Origin of the sequence: Rheinheimera texasensis DSM 17496 (assembly GCF_000711985.1) — a bacterium.
Taxonomy (GTDB): domain Bacteria; phylum Pseudomonadota; class Gammaproteobacteria; order Enterobacterales; family Alteromonadaceae; genus Pararheinheimera; species Pararheinheimera texasensis.
In genome coordinates this window covers 110,756-132,945 of sequence record NZ_KL544006.1, presented here as the reverse complement: position 1 = coordinate 132,945, position 22,190 = coordinate 110,756, and the positions used below count along the sequence as shown (strand labels likewise).

The window sequence follows — 22,190 nt, the reverse complement described above, 5'->3', positions numbered from 1 at the left end:
ATGCAACCAAGATCCTTGTGGCATGTCATCCGGCGTTTCAGCCAGAAATGTTGCCCGCAGTTTGCCGCGCTGTTGTTGTTCCTGGCATCGTTGCCGGGTCTGGTTCTGGCTGCTGACAGCAGTGGCCGCTTTATTCAGCCGTTAGCTGGCAGTACCGCCAACGGTAATCTCTTTTTGGCCATCGAAGGGAGCGATGCCGATGGGATAGCCAAAGTCCACCTCAGTCTGAACCAAAATGCTGAACTGGTGTTGTGTCAGGGCGAAATTGCTTGTGGCGGTACGCAATTTTCAAAACAGATCAGCAATTTAGATCCTGGGACATTCCAACAGGTTCCAGGGGCGTTGCAGCTGCAGCTCTGGCTGACCGACCGTCTGGCGAATACAACCAGTATCGCAACTGTCAGCCTGAGCTGGCAGCCACCGCAACCCGGTGATCTGCAAACGGAGCGCAGTGCCGATGGTAAGCAGCTGACAGTTAAGTGGGAAGCCAGTCCAACAGCACTGCGTTATAACCTGTATCTGGCCAGTGTCTCTGGCGTCAATCGCAGTAATTACCGGCAGCTGACCGACGGTCGGGCATTACTGGCACAGAAACAGACCACAGCTCAATTTAACGGATTGGATCCGTTAAAACCTTATTATCTGCTGTTGACGGCATTGACCGGTGCCGGCGAGACGGCGCTGGCACCTGAAATAAATATTGATTCTCCGCTGGCAAATCAGCCGCCGGTAGCAGTGAATGACAGTTATTCATTGCAGAATAATCAGACGCTGACGGTCAGCGCCGCTCAGGGCCTGCTGGCCAATGATATCGACGCCGACGGCGACTCTCTGACAGTCAATCTCACTCCACTGACTCAGGTTCAGTCCGGTACCTTGCAATTATCGGCTAACGGCAGTTTCAGCTATGTGCCGAATGCTGGTTTTAGTGGCACTGACAGTTTTGTTTATCAAATCAGCGATAATCGTGGCGGTTTGGCGCAGGCCAGCGTGCAGCTAACGGTCCTGCCAACCATCAGCGGATTGGCCGGTGACTCACTGAGTATCAGTGGAGAATTTAATTATCTTGGCCAGGGTGAAGAGCCGGCCGGCAGTCAGCTGGGGACAGGTCTGTACCGGATTGGTGATTGCATCCGGCTGGTGGATACCCGTTGTTCAGTGCAGGGCCGTTATGTTGAATCGGCGCAAAGTGGTCATGTGCCGGGACAACAAGGCAATTATGCGCTGATACTGACTTATCCTGGCATCGGTCCTTCACCTGTAGTGGCAAGGTCCGTCACAGCGAACAGCAACAGTGTGCAGTTTATTCGTCTCGGCCAGGCTCGCTTTGATTTAAGCTTATTTCCGGATAGTGGCGGACAGTACAACGGCACTTTTCCGGCCGTGCCTTTTGCCGACTCCATTGGCTTTGGTGCATTTATCGGTACAAGCGCCAGTTGCAGTGGTTTAGCAAGCAATCAAAGTTGCACAGTGGGACAAGTCGGGCAGGTCCCTGGCGCAGAAATGTGGGCACCGCTGGACCGGCTCAGTTTCAGTATACCGGGGAGCGCACTGATCCCGCCACAGAATGCGGCCCCGACCGCGAATAACGACCAGTACCAGGCAAGCAGCAGCCAGAGTCTTGGCGTGGCTGCGCCCGGCGTGCTGGCCAATGATACAGAAGCCAGGGCTTTGTTGCAGGGCGACAGCCTGAACCTGCGGCATCGGTATAATCCCGGCTTAGGGTCACTGGTTGCACTTGCCGCCAATGAATACCAGCAGCTGTTATATCTATATCCGTCATTTGGCAGCGACATTCACCGGATTGACCGCAGCGGAGCGATCTTTGGACTTCTCCCTCGCCAGGGTGAAGCGGCCAATGACGCTGACCTTGATATCGCCGCGCAGTCGTTCCAGCTCAAAGATGTGCGGGTACCGCAGGGTAGCCTGTTAATGTTTAATGGCGAAACTAATACGACTGAAATTTATGCACTGGATCCGCACAGCGGAGTTTTGTTGAGCCGGTTAGATGCAGCCTTTGGCAGCAGCCACGTGGTTGGTGGCGCTTATAATGCTAAAACCGGCACTTTGTGGTTGTTGCAGGACAATGTGCCGGCCAGTGGGGTTGGTGATAAAGTCGCTCAGCTCGACCCGGTAACAGGACAAGTTATCAGCAGCTTTAATCTGGTGACCGCGGCACATTCTTTTTCCGTTAGTTTTGGCGATTTACATGTAAATCCGCTCAATGGCAACTTACTGATCGCCAGCAGTATTCAGGGCGCAGTCGCTGAGTTCAGTCAAAGTGGTACGCTGCTCAGGCAATTCGCATTGCCGGCCGGCGTCGGCAACATCAGTGGCATGGCGCTCAGTGCTGATGGCAAAACCTTGTGGCTGGCTTCCACGTCCGGTGAAGTGGCTGAGTTGGGTTTTGCCAATCAGGGGCTCTGGCCCAGTCTGACAGCCACTCTGCTGCAGCCGCCGGTGCATGGCACTGTAGATCTGAAGCCGGACGGTAGTTTTATCTATCGGCCAAATGCTGGTTACACCGGTCCGGATAGTTTCACTTATCAGCTGAGCGGCGCCTTTGGCGGCGTCAGTACAGGGACAGTGCAGCTCGATGTGCGTTAAAGTTGGTGCTGCATTGGCATTGGAGCATCGATGCGCCTGAAATTGCGGTCGATGCGCCAGTCCTTACATTTGTTACCGCTGGCGATATTGTTGTTGCTGACGTGGCTACAGTTGTCACCACCGTCAGCATTGCAACCGCATCTGGAACGGTTGGAAGCGGTTTTTTATGACGCCAGATTACAGTTTCTGCCGCCCTGGCCAAACAGCGTCAGTAACATTCAAATCGTTGATATCGATGAAGCGAGCCTGGCGGCAATAGGCCGGATGCCATGGGATCGCCGCCATTTTACCCGTCTGACCCAGCAACTGCAGCAGGCGGGGGCAGTGCTGGTTGTTTACGATGTGTTATTTGCCGAACCGCAGCCCAATGTGCTGCTCAGCAGTCTGGTGCAATGGCCGGATTGGCAGAAAGTCCCGGAGGCTGTCCGGCAGAACTGGCAAGACTATGCGGAGCAGCAAGATCAGGATCGGCAATTTGCTGAAGTCATGCAGCAAGGCGAAGTGGTGCTGGCAAATTTACTCCATCATCACCCCGGCCCGCTGCCGGATGATAGGGTGCCGTCATCGTCAGTAAAACAGCATGATCAGGCTGAAGGCATTAGCTTGTCGTCGTTCCGGGGTATAACAGGCCCTGTTGCTGCGTTGGCCGATGCCGCTGCAGGTCAGGGTTTTATCAATGCTGAGGCTGATGCCGACGGGTTGGTGCGCCGCACCGCTTTGGTCCAGCAATTTGACGGTAAGCTATATCCGGCGCTGGCATTGGAAGCGTTCCGTGTTTACAGCCTGATTGAACAGATTGAAACTGACTGGATTTTGCAGGGACAGCGGGCCACGCTGCAGGGGGTGCTGTTGGGGAATCAGCTGATCCGCACTGACGACGTGGGGCGGATCTTGCTGCCATTTCGCGGGGCGGCCCGTCATTATCCTTATACGTCCGCCGCACAGGTGATCGCAGGCGATTTTGCCGCGGCACAGTTCAGTGAAGCTGTGGTGTTTGTCGGCACTTCGGCGGCAGGCCTGACGGATGTGCGGGCAACACCGACGGATAGGTATATGCCTGGTGTTGAGATACATGCCACGGTGTTTGAAGCACTAATGGCACCGGCCTATATTCCATACCGGCCTGACTGGTGGCGTGGCGCCCAGGTCCTGCAACTATTACTGCTCGGTGGCCTTGCCATTGGCTTGTTGCCGAGGCTCGGAGCGGTCGGCAGTATTGTGGTCAGTGTAGCGGGGCTGGCAGGTGTATTGGCGGCTAATTTCTGGTTCTGGACGACAAAGGTCATCGACTTACCGCTGCTATTGCCTTGTCTGCTGTTGCTGGTGCTGGCGGCCTATTATCTCAGTGCCGGCTTCTGGCTGGAGAGCCGTCGCCGCACGCAGATGAAAGCAGTATTTGATCAGTATTTGCCGCCTGCGCATATCGAACGCCTGTTGCATGACCCTGATTCGGTCAGCCTGGACGGTGAACGCAAGCTGCTCACCGTGTTGTTTTGCGATATCCGGGGTTTTACCGCCATCTCTGAAACGATGACTCCGCAGCAATTAAAACGCTGGCTGAATCGGGTACTGACGGCACTCACCGCTGAGATCCAGAAATACGATGGCACCATCGATAAATATGTCGGCGATATGGTGATGGCATTTTGGGGCGCACCGCTGCCTGATGCAGATCATGGTCAAAAGGCGGTACAGGCAGCGCTGGGTATGCAGCTGGCGCTGGATGATTTGAACCAACAGTTTGCCAGCGAGGGCCTGCCATTAGTGCAAGCTGGTATTGGTATCAACAGCGGCGAGATGAACGTTGGTGATATGGGATCAGATTTCCGGCGCAGCTATACCGTGATTGGTGATGCGGTCAATTTAGCTGCCCGACAGGAAGCTTTGACAGCTTATTACGGCGTACCGATACTGGTTAGTGAATCAACTAAAGCGCTGGCAGACCAGTTGCAGTATCTGCTGGTGGATAAGGTGCAGGTAAAGGGTAAACAGCAGGCGGTCCGGATCTACTTACCATTGTCACCCACATTAGCGCCAGATGATATGGCCAGGTTCGTCCAATTTAGTCAGGCACTGGATCGCTACTATTGCCGAGATTTCCCAGAGGCGCTACAACGCATGCGGGCGCTGCAGCAAGAGACGGCAGATAAAGTGCTCAAACATTTGATTTTGTTATATATGCTTCGAATCGAAGCGCTGGTCAAACAAACTCTGCCCCCTGATTGGGATGGCAGTTTCCGACATCAGACAAAATCCTGATGAGTGGATTTTGCCGTGGAAAAACCGGATCACACCAATCAGGCTGCAAAATTAACCAGTGGTCTCAGTCCGGCTCGTTGCCGATGCGCACATCTGCCACTGTGATTTTTTGTGTTTAGTCAAAGTAGTAGCTGTAGCCAGCAACAGCATGGTCTGCAGCATGATGAACTAAAACTTCTACCCATGTGTGGCTTTGGTTCCTCGGTCGATTTCGCCAAACTCCGGGGTTTTGTACAATATCTCTGTGTGTAGAAACTAATGCAAAACCCGTTTTATAGCGAGTTCTGGTCAATGCAGACGGTTGACCATTTGATGGTAAGCCGCAAACTGACAGTACCGGCCATGCTGTTTGTGGGCCAACGAGATCTGGAAGATTCTTATGGGGCTCCGGCAGTGTTCAGCAATGAGTCTGCTGCTGGTCAGTCAGTAAGCGCTGCTACAACACATAAACCTGTGTAAGTCGCTGGTTTATGAGCGTTTTCTGCCAATAGTGGCGAACAGAAATAGATAGCTACCTGAAAAAAAGCCCGCAGTATCTTGATCCTGCGGGCATTTTGACCTGAGTAGTATGACGATTAGCAGACGTCGTTACGACAGTGACCGCCTGCGAGCCATTGCCATAACCAACAACATCGAACTGAAAATAAATGCAAAATTGCCACCTGATTTCGATTCAACCGGTTTTGGTTTCCCTTTTACCTGAATGCTGACGGTCTGGCTCTCTGAGGTCGCAAACTTATCTTTGACCTGATAACTGAAGTTGATTTGCTGATCAGTATCGCCGGACGGTGTATACACAAAGAGGCCGGTTTTAGCATCAACAGTCACAGTGCCCGCAGCAGGTTGGCTGGCAAGACTGTAAGTCAGTTCATCACTATCATCATCCGCGCCCTTTAACGCACCATTCACCGGCGTTTCATAGGATGTGACATAACTTATCTGCGTCGCTTTGGGCGTCGTGTTAGTCAACGAGATCACCACATTTTTGGTTTCAGATGTCGCCAGCGTATCTTTCGCATGGAAACTAAAACTCACCGGGCTGAGAGTCGCGGCAGATGGTGTGTACGATACGTTCTCAGACGTACCGTCCATCAACACTGTACCTTGCTCCGGCTGGCTCAAAATATAGAACTTCAGGGTCTCACCATCATCATCTTTCGCCGGCAACTTAAAGCTTACAGCCTTATTCCAGTGTGTACTGATATTCAGATTACTCGCTACAGGTGCCTGATTCGTTACATCAACGGTCAGACTGGCAGCTTCAGAAAATGCAGTCCCTTTGACTGCATAAAAGCTGATACTTTCTTTGCCGACATTCCCTGACGGAACATAACTAAAAGTACCGGCCTTGCGGTCCTCGACATTAAACTTGCCGAACTGTGGTGTGCCTTTTAACACAAAATAATCAGCATCACCGTCCACTTTTAAAGTACCGGTGACTTTTTTCTGTACATGTGTTGTTAATGCGACCGGAGCCGGTGTCGGTAAGACCTGCTGCGCGCCAGACTGTAAAACTGACACTTTATTGCCCGGGACTATATAAAAATCTTTCTGCTGATGTCTGACGACCACTGGCGCGGCACTGATGTCACCACCGACATAATGCCGGAAAATTTCTTCCTTTGTGTCCAGATTATATTCGACAATTTCACCTGAGCAGCCGTAAACCAAACGCGCCGGCCCTGCAGTGTTGAGACCCTGGACTGAAGAATTACATAACTTGCCTATGCTTGTGATGGTGCCGGAGTCATTAATCCGCACCAGCTGGTTGTTGTCTGCGATTGCAAACAAAGCCGGCTCTCCCTGAGTTGTGGCGGCGGTCAACCCTGACAGGTTCGTTTGCGCCCCTACTTTCTTAATAGCATTAGTTGTGAAACTGTATTGATAGAGTGCGCCATCTTGCAGTCCGAACACTTCATCTTGTCGTCCGGTAAAACTAAAGGCCGTCAATGAATGCATGCCATTCCAGCTAAAATCGACCACTGGTGAGGTTTTCAGCTTTTTGCCATCAACAGGGCTATGCACGGTCAGAACAGTGCCGACAGAGCCAGTGTGCTGCGCACCGGTACTATAGATGATTTCTTCAAGACCATCGCTGTTAACATCTGCGAAGGTCATACCGCTGATTTTGTCACCATCACCCAAGGTTTGCTTGGCTTTAAGGCTGCCATCTTTGCCGTTATACAGCCACATGGTCGCGGTATAAATTTCAGATGCGCCAACAGCAATATCTGTTTTTCCGTCTTTGTCAAAATCGCCGGTCCGGAACTGGATGGTCCGGCTCCAGTTGTTTGGCGCAGCGCTGATTTGCCACAGCATTTTTTTGCTTGTCAAATCATAAGCCAGCATTTGGGCACCGTCGTAGCCGCTACTGCTTGAAGCCGTTGCATACAATGCGTCTAAATCGCCGTCATTATCAACGTCTGCCAGCTGGACAGCCTGCGCCGGGAAATCAAGAGATGGGCTTGTCCATTTAACAGCCCTGGTTTTCACATCATGGATATAATAATAATCACCACCGCTGGAGGAATAGCCACCGCCCCAACCAATATCCAGCGATTTGTCATTGTCTAAGTCGGCGACGACAATCCCGGTCACGCCATGATTTGGATTGCTGATGGTCCAGAATGTTTCAGTGGTTTGCATATTAAACGCATGCAGCGCCCCCCACTGACCATCGCCATACACAACGTCTGTCTTACCGTCCTGGTCAGCATCTGCCAGGATTAGCGTGGAAATATCGTGACTGGTGGATTTAGTCCAGAGCACACTATCGCTGTTCAGATCTAATGCAGCAATACGGTTCCAGCCATAAGACAGGATCAGGTCATCGAGCCCGTCTGTATTGACATCAAATTTTTGCGCCTGGTAACCCATACCAGTACTGAGCTTTTTTTCTAACTTCGCAGTGTTATCTTCAAGCCGGTAAATACTGCCATCCTGTAATACCAGTTCAGATTTGCCTTTTGCGGTGAAACTACCCGCGGCGACAAATTTGCTGTTTATTCCGGACAAGCTCGTCAGCTGTTTCATCGCAACAGGGTCATATACTTTTACCGCGCCGCTATTGGTATGCACCAACAGTTCTGGCGTGTCCAGACCGTTAAACTGTGCCAGTATCAGGCTGTCTGCACCTGCTACAGTTTCGATGGCTTCAATTTGCCGGGTAACAAGGTTTAATTTAAACACGTTGTTGCCGGTGATAAAAAAGAGATAGTCGTTGTCCGTACCGGCGTCATGGAATTGCACCAGGCTTTGCATCCCATTAGGAAAATTTAGTTGTGTGATTGGCGTGAATTGTTTATCCCGGAACTCCACCACACTGATACTGGTCGGGCCCGCCAACACCAGTTCTGTGATGCCATCGTCGTTGTAGTCACCGCTAAAAGCCCCATTAATACCAATACCATTGCCCAAATCAAAAAGTTCAAGCACTGAGGTCAGTTTGTTTTCAGCTGCAGCCTGGAGGTCTGACTGACTGAATAGTTTTTCAGGATCCGTAACGAGGGAAGTTGAAGGCACAAATCCTGTTGACATGTCCTTTCCGGTGAAATAGTCCTCAGGATAGTTGATCTTCTCAGCGTGACTGAGGATTGGATCTTTAAATTGATTTTGCAATTCAGTTTGTGGTGCTGCCTGAGATTCTATGCAAACTAGACTCAGTGCCAGCAACGAGAGCGGGAATGATTTCATCCTGAGGGACATCCTTTTTTAGTCAATAAAAAAATCCGGCCAATGCCGGATCCATCGAAATGGTACCTATAAAAACTATTAGGGTAAATTAGTTTGTTTGCTTTTTGTGTTTATGTAAATTTTAATTATCTAAGATATACACATGGTGACACATTTTGCTATGAACGGTTATTTGAATTGCGCTCGAGTTATCGGGCATCAATAAACTGCGGCGTCAGTTCTGATGAGGAGCTGGGCAGGCTTAACCCTGAAATCGCAAATAGCGGTCGGCCATTCGCGATTAATCAATAAAAGTGATGAAGTCGACTAATTTAAGTCAGTTTCCTAAATAGCAATTCGCGACTACCTTTATTCCAACTGAACAAGAGCAGCCTGCTGCTTCGTCATTTAACCCGCGAATTGAACCCAAAAAGAAGGAACATTCAGATGGATAGCAATAAAACCACAGGCGGCAAATGCCCGGTGATGCACGGCGCGAATACCACGGCATCCAATGCCACTATGAACTGGTGGCCCAACGCACTGAACCTCGACATCCTGCACCAGCATGACAGCAAAACCAATCCAATGGACCCGGGCTTTAATTACGCCGAAGCCTTCAAAACGCTGGATTTGGCAGCTGTTAAAACCGATTTAAAAGCCTTAATGACCGACTCGCAAGACTGGTGGCCGGCCGACTGGGGCCATTATGGTGGCCTGATGATCCGCATGGCCTGGCACTCCGCCGGCACTTACCGCATTGCCGACGGTCGTGGTGGTGGTGGCACCGGCAGTCAGCGGTTTGCGCCACTGAACAGCTGGCCGGATAACGGCAACCTCGATAAAGCGCGGCGTTTGCTGTGGCCAATTAAACGCAAATACGGCAATAAAATTTCCTGGGCGGATTTAATGATCTTGGCCGGTAATATGGCATATGAATCGATGGGTCTGAAAACCTTTGGTTTTGCCGGTGGCCGCGAAGACATCTGGCATCCGGAAAAAGACATTTACTGGGGCTCGGAAAAACAATGGCTGCAAAAATCCGGCGGTGAGGGTAGCCGTTACAGCGGTGAACGCGATTTAGACAATCCGCTGGCGGCTGTGATGATGGGCCTGATTTATGTCAATCCGGAAGGCGTGGATGGCAACCCGGACCCGCTGAAAACGGCGCAGGACATGCGGGTGACTTTTGCCCGCATGGCGATGGATGACGAAGAAACGGTCGCGCTGACCGCTGGTGGTCATACCGTTGGTAAAGCGCATGGCAACGGCAATGCCGAACACCTCGGGCCGGCACCGGAAGGCGAAGACATTCATGCGCAGGGCTTTGGCTGGCTCAACACCAAAGGCCGTGGTATTGGCCGCGATACCGTGACCAGCGGCATCGAAGGTGCCTGGACCACCAACCCGACACAGTGGGACAACGACTATTTCCGCTTATTGTTCAGCTACGACTGGGCACTGACCAAAAGCCCGGCCGGCGCCTGGCAATGGGAGCCGGTGAATATCAAAGAGGAAGACAAACCGGTGGACGTGGAAGACCCGTCTGTCCGCAAAAATCCGATCATGACAGACGCTGACATGGCGCTGAAAATGGACCCGGCATATCGCAAAATTTCCGAGAAGTTTTATACCGATCCGGCTTATTTTGCCGATGTGTTCGCCCGCGCCTGGTTTAAATTAACCCACCGCGATTTAGGGCCAAAAAGCCGGTACTTAGGGCCTGACGTGCCGGCAGAAGATTTGATTTGGCAAGACCCGATCCCGACGGTGGATTATTGTCTGACCGACGCCGAAATTGCTGAATTAAAAGCGAAGACGCTGGCGCTCGGTATTCCGGCGCAGGATTTGATTGCGACCGCCTGGGACAGTGCCCGCACTTTCCGCGGCTCAGATTATCGCGGTGGCGCCAACGGTGCCCGTATCCGGTTAGCGCCGCAAAAAGACTGGGAGGCCAATGAACCGGCACGCTTAGCCAAAGTGCTGGCAGCGCTGGAAACTATGCAGCAAAGCCTCAGCAAAAAAATCAGCATCGCCGATTTGATTGTGCTGGCAGGCAGTGCGGCGGTTGAGCAGGCTGCCAAAGCAGCAGGTGTCGATGTAACTGTGCCTTTTGCACCGGGCCGCGGTGACGCATCAGCTGAGCAAACCGATGTCGAATCTTTTGCGGTGCTTGAGCCATTGCACGATGCGTTCAGAAATTATCTGAAAAAAGACTACAGCGTTGCGCCGGAAGAAATGATGCTGGACCGGGCGCAGCTGATGGGGCTGACTGCCAACGAGATGACGGTGTTAATCGGTGGCATGCGGGTCTTAGGCACCAACTTCGGCGGCAGCTCGCACGGTGTGTTCACCAACAGAGTTGGTGTATTAAGCAACGATTTCTTTGTCGCGCTGACCGATATGGCCTTTAGCTGGAAGCCGGTTGGCAAAAACAAATACGAAATCATCCGCCGCAAAGATGGTCAGGTGCAATGGACCGCTACCCGGGTTGATCTGGTGTTTGGCTCCAACTCAGTACTGCGTGCTTATGCCGAAGTGTATGCGCAGGATGACGGTCAGCACAAATTTGTGCATGACTTCGTCAAAGCCTGGGTCAAAGTGATGAATGCTGATCGGTATGACCTGAAATAGCCAGCTCTTTCATCAACGGAAAACGCCGGCAGCAGCCGGCGTTTTTTTGTTTACAGCACAGCGCCACTGAGACTACTGCCGCTGTCGCCGCTATAACCTGCATTCCAGCTCCAACTACTGCTGCTTGAGGTCTCCAGTGAAGCTTTCCCAGCTTCGACAGCGTCTGTTTTTACTGCGGTGCCGCTGGCCTTGATGCTTCCTTCAGCATCGACGCGGACATCAGTCACACCACTGCGGTCAAATTCCACAGTACCGCTGACTTCAACACCTACGCCGATTTCCAGCGGCCCACGGCCTTCGCTGACGCCGGTACCACCACTCACACTGATCCCACCGCTGCTCCAGCCGTCTTCGGCAAACTCGCTGTGGCCTGAAACTGTGACACCATCGATACTAATAGCAGCAGTTGCCTGTACCAACGCTGTTTCGCCGCCCCGGCCGGTATCCCGGCTGGTCCATCTGGCGGATACCGGCATCAATGCAGGTTCAAATTCATAGGTGACTTTATTGCAGTGAATGGTCATTAGCGCGAAACCGGGCAGACCGAAACGACCCGCCTCTTCGCAATGGGTATCCTCGTAGTCGCTGAGGCTAAATGGTTTCTCATCGGTGTTTTTTGCCTCGGTTTTTGGCCAGCAGGCTAACTGTCGTTGCTCTACCACACCTGAGACTGCATTGCTCAGCCCACGCGCACCATCTGGATCCCGAATTAAACCAGCTTGCAGCATCAGTTGCGTTCTCTGCAGTTCGTGATCTGTCATCCGGTACTGCGCTATGTTGATTTGTTGGCGGGCCTGCTGGATTTGCAGATCGGAGAGCTTTATCTCCGCGGCGCGATACGCATGCAAATGTGCACTCAGAAAGCCACTGATGGCCGCTTTCACTTCCTTACAGCTGTAATTAAACTGATAGCCGCCCGGGATACTCTGATATTTTTTCTCACCAGCCCGGTCTATTGCAGCAATTTGTTCACTCAGTTGCTGCGCAGAAGCGCCTACTTGACGCAGCACAGCAGCCAGTTGTTGCTCCCCATCGTCGAGCTGACGCTTCAGCAGTTCGGTCTCACCCTGGCTCAGCAACTCAGCTTGCGCTGAAAAGGGCATCCGGCTGATTTGCTGCAAATCAGCCATAGTAGGCGGTGGAATTGCGCTTGCGCGTTGTGCCAGTTGTTGCCGCTGCTTTGCGCGTTCGTCACGCAGCTGTTTAGTTTTTGCAAAGAGTTCCGGCAGAGCTTCAACATCTTCCGGGTACAAAGTGGGGGTGGCAGCATCGAGCCGGAAGCTATGCTGAGACCGTGGTCTGGACCAGCGCACATCCTGCGCATCCGGCTTGCCGCCTGACCTGCGTAGCTGTTCAGTTTTACTGTTGCTGTAGCCGTGCCGGAGCGCAACTCTGGCTGATTGCTGCGCACCGGCTTCATCGCCCTCTGCCAATTGTTGGATAGAACGTGTCATATTGGCTTGTGGATGGGTAGGGCTACGATGGAGGGCGGCCAGCAGAAATGTTTTTGCCTGCTTGGTATCGCCAGCCTGATAGTAGGCCTGACCCAGATTGTTCAGGATAGTTGAATTATTCGGGTAGCGGGCATTTAAGGTATGTAGCAGAGGCAGTGCAGCGGGCTCTGCTTGTTGCATTACCAGAAAAGCAGCCAGATTACTGATATCCTGCGCCCCGCCACTGGCGAGGGCAACTTCCGCCTGAAGTGCTGTCGCTTCTTCCCAGGCTCCAATGGTCGCAAGCGTTTGTGCGGCCGCTCGTCGTTGCGAGGTGTTCGTTAGTAGAGCCTGTAGTGTTTGTAGTCGTTGACGGCTCGGAGCGGCGAGTGCCGCTGGAATACTGGCGCTAAGCTTGGTCAAATAAGCTTTTAGCTCGTTGCCTGTCATCGGGTTAGTATTAATCGCAGCCAGTGACGAGCTTTTATCAGCTGGTGTGCTGTGTACAGAGGCTGCCGGTGTTTTTGGCACAGCTTGCATCATCTGCTCAAGTTGGGCTTTGGCGGCAGGGTCAAGATTGTTCAGGATCTGCTGTGCATCCTGCATCCCTTGCTGCATTTCTTTGAGCTCTTCAGCACTCAATGGCGGTGTTTGCTGGGCCTAAACCGACAAAGATGCCAGCACCAAAAGCAACCAGAGCGGGTTGGATCGTGTTTGCATTTCGCCTCCATGCACGTTGCTGATTACTGTTGACCGCGCTTTTTCATGGCTTCAACGGATTGTCCGTCGATGGTGGTGCCTTCGGCCGGGTCACAAGACGGACCTTTGGTCGCTTGGATCGTGACAGTACCGCTTCCGTCTGCTGTTTCCAGACTGTAGCTGCCGGTACGACTGTTTTCTGTGGTCGTAAACTGGCCAGTTCCCTTTGCGGCATCCTCGCCGACACAGACAAATTCAAACTTCGTGGTATTTCCTGAAGTCGTTATCTGCTCGTAACGACAGTCACCATCCATCGGCGGTGTTGGACTCACCTGAGCGGTCTCACATTGAGTCACTGGCTTCATTGCCAGTTTCATCCCCATCATGTCGAGTTCAGACAAATAGGTCCAACGCACACCGGTCAGTTCGGTCGCAGCAATGGCAAAGGAACAGCAGCATAAAATGCTGAGCAGGCTTTTTTTCATCTGAGATTTCCTAGGCAAAATGAGATTCAGATGATGAGCATAGAAGAGCCTCCGGCAGATGCAACTGCGTATCAGTCAGCAGTGTTAGTGGCGGCAGTTTTGTTCGCATGATTGTCTTGATTTGTGCTGGCCGCGAGCCACAGCGACAGCATGATCAAGCCGGAACCGGTCGAAAAGGTCCACCAATTCACTGCATGTTGCCAGAACACAAAATTCACCAGCAGGCCGGCCGGGATCAGCACATTGTTCATCACGGCCAGCTGGTTGGCACTGACCTGCCGCGCGCCGGCGTTCCACAGCCAATAACCAAGGCCTGAAGCGACGAGACCCAGCCACAGCAAAATGCCATATTCAAGCGGGGTATCGGGTTGGCGCTGCCAGTTGGCGAATAGGGCTGTGGCGAACAGGCTGACGATAGTAGCCCCGACAAAAAACCAACCGAAGTGTTGTTTTTGTGAACCAACATTGCCTACAGCCAGTCGGCGGTAGGCGACCTGACCAAAGGCAAAACACAGATTCGCGCCTTGTATGAGCAACAGCCCAAGCCGGAAATCACTGCTTAGTTGCTGGTAGCGCATCACCAGTGCGCCAGCGACGGCCAAGAGCGCCGGACCCAGCCAGCGCCAATGCAACTTTTTGAAGCGCCAGTAATAGTCCAGTATTGAGATATACACCGGCGTCAGAATGGTGAATAACAACACCTCCGCCACGCTTAAATACAAAAAACTGTGATATAGCAGCAAATACATCAGGCCAAGCTGCACTGCACCAATGCCGGCAAGTTGCAGCGCCAGTTTTGGTGCCGTGCGGTATTTCAGTAAAAACGGGCTGAATAACAACAGCGCCAGCAACATCCGGCTGCTGACCGCTAAATAAGGGTCGACCGTTGCAGCGAGAAACTCACCGATCAAGGAAAAACTAAAGGCCCAGATAGCTGTCACCAGCCAGAGTAAACGCATGCCGAATTCCTGACAAACCGAAAAACCGCCGCAGCATAGCGGTTGAACGGCCGGCGCGCAAATGTAGTGAAAGTAGCGAAAATGTGCGGCGTGATGAAGTAGTAGGCACGGCAAGCGCAGCGTCGCCGTGCGTCCAAAACGACAGTGTTAACTGAGCCGGATAGTTTTCCACGCTAACAACGAGCCGTCGCTGTTTTGTTGCGTGCTGAAGATAAAATCAGTGGCGTTGCTGCCAAATACCGTATCCCGGCCGGCGGCCAGCGTGGTGTCCTGCACACCGCGACTGCTGTAATTTGCGTGCGTGGTGCAAATTTCCTGCGTCAGGGCATCGGTAAAACAAAACTGCGACACGACCTGGTCATTGTTGTTATTGCGCACGCGAAAATGGATATGAATAGTGCGTCCCGAATACCAACCCGGGAAACAGGTTTTAAAGTTGACCCGGCCGTTGCTGTCAGTGACTTGCGTGCCACGATACCATTTTGCTTTCAGTGCGTTGGCGTTGTTACTGGTACAGAAAGACGAGTTAAACCCGGAACTGTCACTGCTGCCACTGGTATCCCCGGAATAGAGACCGGCGACATCACAGTGCCAGACTTCCACTTCAAGGCCAGACAATGGTTTACAGCTGCTGTCGACCACCCGCAGACACAACTGCATCGGCAAGCCGACCTGACTTTCGGAGATATCATCGCGATTGGTCACCGTGAAGTAACAAGGCCCTTCGGTCAGCGCTTTGGTCAAAGCCAGGCTACAGCTGGTGCCCAAATCGAACAAACTATCGGCCGGGAAATTCGCGGTCAGCGCGGCAGTGCCGCCGGTGGCCCAGGACCCCGAACTGCCAGTACTGCCACCAGTACTTCCGCCGGTGCTTCCGCCGGTGCTACCTGTGCTGGTATCTGTGGAGCTGGTCGAAGTTTCAGTGCTACCACCGCCACAGGCGACAATGCCCACCAGCGGCGCTGCAGCCAGCGCAAAGCCCATGTGTTTAATAAAATTGCGGCGGCTTTGGGCTGGTGCTGCTGGTGACTCTGTGATTTGTGATGGAGTTAAGGGGGAGTTTGGTTTGGTCATCATGCGGTTCCTGCGTCTGCTTCAATGGACAATCTGTTAATTCTGAGCGCAAAAACGGATGGAGGTTTCAATCTGTACAATACTTTACCCAGCCTGGGTGGGTGAAATCACATAGATAGGTTTAATTCTTTAATTAATCAGTGTGTTACGGAGTTTTTTCTTGTATGCAATTGTTTCTGAAACGATACAGATTGCAGCGGAATTAGCAAAACTTTACTGTTAGCGAACGCTTCTTGAGTCCATCGCCGACCATGCGCAGCATGATGCCGCGCATGGCGTCACAGCCTAGCGGGGGACCGCCGTAGCAGATTTGGCGTTACTGACCATGGTTCGGACATCGCTGAGCAATTGCTGCGCATCGTAGACCACACCATCTTTGATGGTATAACGCACGCCTTTGGTTCGTTCCGGCTGATTCTGATCGTTTAATTGATAATGGCCGTTGCCGTATAACACTTTAAAGTTCGCCAGCGGGTTTTCCGCAACGATGACCATGTCGGCTTTTTTGCCCGGCACCAGACTGCCGATGTCTTTATCAAGACCTAATGCTATGGCGCCATTGAGTGTGGCGGCCTGGATCACTTCCAGCGGGTTAAAACCGGCTTCACGCAGTAATTCCAGTTCCTGAATGTAAGCAAAACCATAAATTTTGTAGATATAACCGGCGTCAGATCCAGCAGTGACGCGGCCACCGTGATTTTTATAGTCGTTTAAAAATTGCATCCAAATCCGGTAGTTTTCGCGCCAGGCAATTTCCTGCTCTGTGGTCCAGTTAAACCAGAAAGAGCCATGCGCGTAGCGGTTGGGTTTGAAAAATTCGGTCAGGACCGGCATGGTGTAATCGGCGTGCCAGGGAGCATTGCGCTGTGCTTCGGCATTGCGGGTGGCTTCATAAATGGTCAGCGTCGGATTGATGGTGAAATTGAGGCTAATTAGTTCATCCCTTACAGCGTTCCACTTTTCCGAGCCAGGTGCTGCAGCCTGTTGCCATAATTTGCCGGCTTCGCCGAAGCGATCCTGTTCGTTCTGGTAGTTGTAATCGGCTTTGTAGTTCTGTACCACTTGATTAGTGAATAAGGCCTCAGGTAAACCGTACCAATGTTCCATTGAAGTGAGGCCAAGCCGGGCACTGTCCAGCGCATTCATCCGCATCACATTCAGCTGGGCATGGTGCATCATAGTGCCGAGCTGTTGTTTTTTCGCTTCATCAAGTGCTGCCGCCATAATGGCTGGCGGTGCACCAAAAAACTTAATGCCGGCAGCTCCGGCTTTTTTAATGTTTTGCACCCATTCCCGTGCTTGTTGCGGGCTGAACACCGGTTTGCTTAAACCCTGACCAAAACCGACATAAGGCACGATGCGCGGTGCGACGATTTTGTGCGCGTTGGAGGCTTTGGCATGTTTTAATGTCCAGTCGAGGCCATTAAAACTGCCCGGTTCGCGCACTGTGGTGATGCCGTGCGCCAGCCAGAGTTTAAACACGTACTCGGCCGGCGTGCCGTTGGCAGAGCCGCCGATATGGCCATGCATATCGATAAACCCCGGCAGGATATACATGCCGCTGACGTCCATTTCTTTGTCACCGGCTTTGGCTTTAGGCCGGCCTTCCGGCAGTACTGGCACTCCGGGATTGCCGACAGCGGTAATTTCACTGATGCGGTCATTTTCGATGACGATATCTACCGGACCAACCGGCGGTGCACCTTCACCACTGATAAAAGTGCCACCACGTAAAATCAGCCGGCTGTAAGGGCCTTCGCCCTGATCGGCTGCGGGGGCTGATGGCGTGCGTTCAGTCGCGGCAGCCAGTGCTGTGTGCGGCATGCTGGCGGCGACACTCAATGCCAGCAGCGCGGCAGGCAGCATCAATCGGGTCTTGGGTTGAAATTGCATAGTTGTTCCCGGGATGTTGTGGATCAGGCTTTGCTAATCCTCATTGTTTTTGTTTGTTTTTTATCGTTTTGCCAGGGTGGTTTTTAACCGGCTCAGTGCAGTGTGGCAACAGGGAACGCGCGTCGCAAGCGGATCCGATTAACTCACACGCAGCTGCGACAACAAGCGATGACAAAAAGTAGTACGGGAATTGGTAACAGTTAAGAGAAAAGCACTGATTGTGCCAGCACAAGCTGGCTTTTATAGTGGGTTCACCACATCGTCAGCTAAATCAGGGAGTACCGCATGCATCCGGATAAAGTAAACCGCAACCATCTGAAGAAATTTACCGACCTGCCCAATATCGGTCCGGCCGGCGCCAAAGACTATCAGCTGCTGGGTTATCAACACCCGCTGCAGCTGGCTGGGGTTTCCGCATTACATTTATATCAGCGACTGTGTGAAATCACCGGTCAGCAACATGATCCCTGCGTGTTAGATGTGCTGTTGTCAGTTGAACGCTTTTTGGCCGGCGATGCGCCGCAGGTTTGGTGGGCTTACACCGCCGAGCGCCAGCAGTTGCTGGCGGCTGCGGTTTGATGGAGCCTGGCAGCATAGGCCGGGCCATCTTGTATTGTTATTGCTTGCGCGACAAATCCCGCGCCGCTTTAAACTCTTTACCCTCGTACCAGTTTGGCCAGAGTACGGAGTTAGCCAGTTCATTGCCTACGGAATAGAACAACCATAAATCCTGCTGTGAACCGCGTAAATCCCAGGCCGGATTGAATTCGTCGTTGACCTTGTGATAGTAATTCGCCGTGTAATCACGCCGCTGTGCCAGCCCCCAGTCTTTGCCATGCTGGACGCTGTCGACACCACCGCGGGCATACAACATCGGTACGCCATGACGCGCCAGCTGGAAATGGTCTGAGCGGTAATAAAAACCATCTTCCGGTGTCGGCTCCGGCGCAATATAGCGGCTTTGCGCCTTGGCGTATTTGTCGAGCATGGGTTCGAGTTCGGATGAACCATAACCAAACACCTGCACATCCCGCATCGGACCATACACGTTCATTACGTCCATATTGATGCCGGCGACTGTTTTACTCAGTGGAAACAGTGGGTGAGCCGCATACCAGCGTGAACCTAACATACCGCGCTCTTCAGCGGTCACCGCAATAAACACCACAGAACGTTCTGGTGGCGGTTGCTGTTTATAATGTTCGGCCAGCGCGATTAAGCCGGCAATGCCACCGGCATTGTCCTGCGCACCATTAAAGATTTTGTCCTCTTTACGGCTGAAATCAAGGCCAAAGTGGTCCCAGTGCGCCATGTACAGCACGGCTTCATCCGGTTTTTTTGTGCCCGGAATATAACCAATGACGTTGCTGGAATCGATTTCGCGCAGCTGGTTTTTGATGCTGATAGAGGCGGTGCCACCAAGCGGGAACGCCTGAAAATTTTTCGCCAGCGCTTTTTGCCGCAGGCTCTGGATGCTCTGGCCTGAGGCCGCGAACAGCTGTTCGGCACTATCGCGGGTTAGCCAGCCTTCGACGGCGGCTTTATGTTGATTTTTATTTTTATCCGCCAATTCAAAGCGAATTGGGCTGGTGCCGGACACCACATTCCAGCCATAAGCGGCGGCGTCGGTTTCGTGCACAATCAGCGCCATAGCTGCACCCTGACGTGCGGCCTCTTCGAATTTATAAGTCCAGCGGCCGTAGTAAGTCATGGCTTTGCCGGTGAAAAGTTTGCTATCGCCGGAGGCAAAACCCGGGTCATTGACAAACATCACCACAGTTTTGCCTTTGACATCGACGTTTTTATAGTCGTTCCAGCCATATTCCGGCGCGACTATGCCGTAACCAACAAACACCAGTTCGCTGTTTTTGACGTCAACCTGCGGCTGCATCCGCGTCGACCACGCCATCATGTCGGTTTTATACGCCAGACTTTTGGGCAGTTTGTCTCCGCTGAGACTCAGCGCTGACACCGCCACCGGGTCGATTTGCACCACAGGCACGGCCTGGCGGTAGCTGTCTTTGGCAAATGGTGTTAAGCCAAGCCGCTGAAACTGCTGTTCGATATAACTCACGGTGCGTTCTTCGCCGATGGTCGCGGGGGCGCGGCCCTGAAGCTCGTCGGAGGCAACTTCGGCGAAGTAGCGGCCAAAGGACGGGTTAAATTCGGTTTGTGGCAGCGGTGGATTGTCAGCGGCCAATGCGCTGCTACTCAGCAGTACAGCGCAAAGCGGAAGAAACAGGGAACTGCGATGCAATTTTGTCATAAGCAACTCTCAAGGTGACGTGCAGGCCTTCAGCTGGCGAACGTCGGGAAGTGGAGTCGTTATGTTGCCACGCCGTCGGGTTTCACGCCTGTCTTTTTCGTTTAAGCTGCTAAGCCGAAAGATAAATGGTCAGGCTTTGACACAAACAAACAGTGCATTACCAGAATGGCCATCCCAAGCCACGAGCTTGTCGTAGTCGTGTTGCAGCATCTGGACGTCGAAATAGGGCGCCAGTAGCTGGTGCAATTCAGCAAAAGTGACAGCGACCATCGGATGCGCGTCCTGCCAAATCTCGGTGCGGTCCTGTTCAGTTTTTTCAATGCGCAGGCGTAGGAGTTGCTGCTCACCCTGGCCTGAATAAAACCAGCCGGAGCTGAACTGAAACAAGCTGTTGGCCTGACGGGCCTGATGTGACACGGCGGTGTTGTTGTCGATTTGGCTTTTGTCGACCGCATTAAAACAAAACACACCGCCCGGATTCAGCGCCTGATGCGCCTGACGAATACAGGCTTTGAGGCCTGCGATGGTTTGACTGTAATGCAGTGAGTATAAAAAACAGGTGATGAGGTCTACCGGCGCATTAACCTCAAATTCGCACATATTCTGACAGGAAAAACTGGCTTCCGGGCAGCGTTGCTGCGCCAGGTTCAGCATCGGCTGATTGAGGTCGAGGCCGGCGCTCTGATAACCTAAATCCAATAAATAACGGATATGTGGGCCTGTGCCGCAGGCTAAATCCAGATGGCGTTTACCACCGTTACCAAAAAACTGGTCGATGCGGTGCACTGTCGCGCTTTGCGCCTGATAATTGATGTCCGCGCACATCAAATCATAATAACCGGACAAATCGGTGTAGAGGGCAGTGGCAGTCATGGTTGGTCCGGTTGGCGCAGGAAGAACGGCGCGCACAATAGCATAAATCGCTGCCTGCTGCGACCTGTCTCATGCACCGCTGCCATGGCCGGTTTTGTCGCAAAACTGCCGGTCGCGGTTGTCATCATTCTTGACCACAACTACGTGAGGGGGCTGCTGTGAGAATCAAACTAATACTGACGCAATTGCTGTTATGGGCGCTGGCAATTGGTGCTGCGGTGTTAACCGGAGCGCCGGATTTTTATGCGTTGCTACTATTGCCAGTCATTGCCACCATCGCCATGGTGGCCTTATGGCGTGGCACTGCGCCCAAAACCGACTGTTGTAATTCATAATCTCTGCAGCAGATCTGATAAATGTAAGCGCTTTACAAATGAAAGGCAGGCTGGTAACTATCTGAGTAACTGATAAAAGGAATCTCAGATGATGAACAAACTTTACCGAAGCGCTGCGCTGTTGATGACGGGCCTGCTGGCCGGTTTTACCACGTTGCCGCTGGCTGCCAGTCCCGCGGTTTCATTGCTGGACCCGACGCTGAGCCAATGGGAAACTTATCTGAGCTACCGCCATCAGGAAAATTATAATGGCAGCCAGCCAACTGATGCGGCAGGGAAACCGCTGACGCCGCTCGGAGTTTTTCCGGGGCTGGACCCGCATGGCGTGTTCACGCTGCTGCAACAGGATGGGGAGACGGTGCTGCGCGTCAGCGGTGAGATCTATGGCGCTTTGACCTCGAAGCAATCCTTTCGCAATTATCACCTGACGCTGCAATATCGTTTTGGTGAGAAAAAATGGCCACCGCGGCTGCAAAAACTCAAAGACAGCGGCATTTTGTATCACGCCAACGGGCCGCATGGGCAAGAGTACTTTCGCTCCTGGATGCTGTCGCAGGAATTTCAGATCATGCAGGGCCATACCGGCGACTATTGGCAGCAGGCTGATTCAGCCATTGATATCCGCGCTTTTCAGCCAGAGGGCGAAATGAACGCAGTGGCAGATGTGACGCAGCCGTTCCTGAAAACCGGCCGTGGCACCGGCGGCCCGGGCTTTGTGCTGCGTCAGCGCAATGCCGAAAAACCCGGTAACCAATGGAATACGGTGGAACTGATTTGTTTTGAAGGCCAAAGTCTGCACATTGTGAACGGTCAGGTGGTGATGGTGCTGAAGAACTCCCGTTATCATCGGGACGGCCGTGATGTCGAGATGTGGCAAGGCAAAATTCAGCTGCAAAGTGAGGCAGCTGAAGTGTTTTACAAGGATATCCGCCTGCAGCCACTGGATGCGCTGCCGGCGCAATATCGCGGCTATTTCTGAGCAGCTATTGTGCCTGACAAAG

General features: G+C 52.6%; 14 protein-coding genes. 6 read left to right on the top strand and 8 right to left on the bottom strand.

Translation table 11 applies throughout. The features are described 5' to 3' along the window. Together Q399_RS0117650 and Q399_RS0117645 are read left to right on the top strand one after the other, a co-directional pair. Entirely contained in the window at positions 1-2,607 is a 2,607-nt protein-coding gene (locus Q399_RS0117650; RefSeq protein WP_031570831.1) for an Ig-like domain-containing protein, read from the top strand. Between the two features lie 30 nt (positions 2,608-2,637). After that, positions 2,638-4,866, top strand: coding sequence for a CHASE2 domain-containing protein (locus Q399_RS0117645; RefSeq protein ID WP_031570829.1), 2,229 nt, complete (start codon positions 2,638-2,640; stop codon positions 4,864-4,866). Positions 4,867-5,454: 588 nt separating this feature from the next. On the opposite strand, the gene Q399_RS0117635 is transcribed toward Q399_RS0117645, so the two are convergent. Next, a complete protein-coding gene (locus tag Q399_RS0117635; RefSeq protein WP_031570824.1) occupies positions 5,455-8,403 on the bottom strand; it encodes an FG-GAP repeat domain-containing protein in 2,949 nt (982 codons plus the stop codon). Between the two features lie 582 nt (positions 8,404-8,985). On the opposite strand from Q399_RS0117635, the gene katG reads away from it, so the two are divergent. Continuing rightward, positions 8,986-11,172, top strand: coding sequence for a catalase/peroxidase HPI (gene katG, locus Q399_RS0117630; protein WP_031570822.1), 2,187 nt, complete (start codon positions 8,986-8,988; stop codon positions 11,170-11,172). A 50-nt stretch (positions 11,173-11,222) separates the two neighbouring features. Here katG and Q399_RS0117625 read toward each other — a convergent pair whose 3' ends face one another. The 5 genes from Q399_RS0117625 to Q399_RS0117605 form a co-directional block, all read right to left on the bottom strand. Then, entirely contained in the window at positions 11,223-13,247 is a 2,025-nt protein-coding gene (locus Q399_RS0117625; RefSeq protein WP_031570820.1) for a tetratricopeptide repeat protein, read from the bottom strand. A gap of 101 nt (positions 13,248-13,348) precedes the next feature. Further along, entirely contained in the window at positions 13,349-13,789 is a 441-nt protein-coding gene (locus tag Q399_RS0117620) for a DUF3617 domain-containing protein (RefSeq protein ID WP_031570818.1), read from the bottom strand. Between the two features lie 71 nt (positions 13,790-13,860). Beyond that, on the bottom strand, positions 13,861-14,748 hold the full coding sequence (locus Q399_RS0117615; protein ID WP_031570816.1) for an EamA family transporter: 888 nt from the start codon (positions 14,746-14,748) through the stop codon (positions 13,861-13,863). Between the two features lie 147 nt (positions 14,749-14,895). Next, positions 14,896-15,822 (bottom strand): dioxygenase family protein, encoded by a 927-nt coding sequence (locus Q399_RS0117610; protein WP_031570814.1) that lies wholly within the window; start codon positions 15,820-15,822, stop codon positions 14,896-14,898. Positions 15,823-16,107: 285 nt separating this feature from the next. Beyond that, positions 16,108-17,715, bottom strand: a complete 1,608-nt coding sequence (locus tag Q399_RS0117605) for an amidohydrolase family protein (protein ID WP_245612925.1) — start codon at positions 17,713-17,715, stop codon at positions 16,108-16,110. 285 nt (positions 17,716-18,000) lie between these two features. Between Q399_RS0117605 and Q399_RS0117600 the strand changes: the two genes are divergently transcribed. Continuing rightward, positions 18,001-18,294, top strand: a complete 294-nt coding sequence (locus tag Q399_RS0117600) for a helix-hairpin-helix domain-containing protein (RefSeq protein ID WP_031570810.1) — start codon at positions 18,001-18,003, stop codon at positions 18,292-18,294. A 37-nt stretch (positions 18,295-18,331) separates the two neighbouring features. Here Q399_RS0117600 and Q399_RS0117595 read toward each other — a convergent pair whose 3' ends face one another. Both Q399_RS0117595 and Q399_RS0117590 read right to left on the bottom strand, forming a co-directional pair. Next, complete coding sequence (locus Q399_RS0117595; protein WP_051686150.1) at positions 18,332-19,981, bottom strand: M28 family metallopeptidase; 1,650 nt, start codon at positions 19,979-19,981, stop codon at positions 18,332-18,334. 129 nt (positions 19,982-20,110) lie between these two features. Beyond that, positions 20,111-20,854: a class I SAM-dependent DNA methyltransferase gene (locus Q399_RS0117590; protein WP_031570806.1), complete on the bottom strand. Its 744-nt coding sequence runs from the start codon at positions 20,852-20,854 to the stop codon at positions 20,111-20,113. 158 nt (positions 20,855-21,012) lie between these two features. Between Q399_RS0117590 and Q399_RS22180 the strand changes: the two genes are divergently transcribed. Together Q399_RS22180 and Q399_RS0117575 are read left to right on the top strand one after the other, a co-directional pair. Next, positions 21,013-21,189, top strand: a complete 177-nt coding sequence (locus tag Q399_RS22180) for a hypothetical protein (protein WP_157836341.1) — start codon at positions 21,013-21,015, stop codon at positions 21,187-21,189. 88 nt (positions 21,190-21,277) lie between these two features. Further along, positions 21,278-22,168 (top strand): 3-keto-disaccharide hydrolase, encoded by an 891-nt coding sequence (locus Q399_RS0117575; protein WP_245612924.1) that lies wholly within the window; start codon positions 21,278-21,280, stop codon positions 22,166-22,168. Positions 22,169-22,190 lie beyond the last annotated feature (22 nt).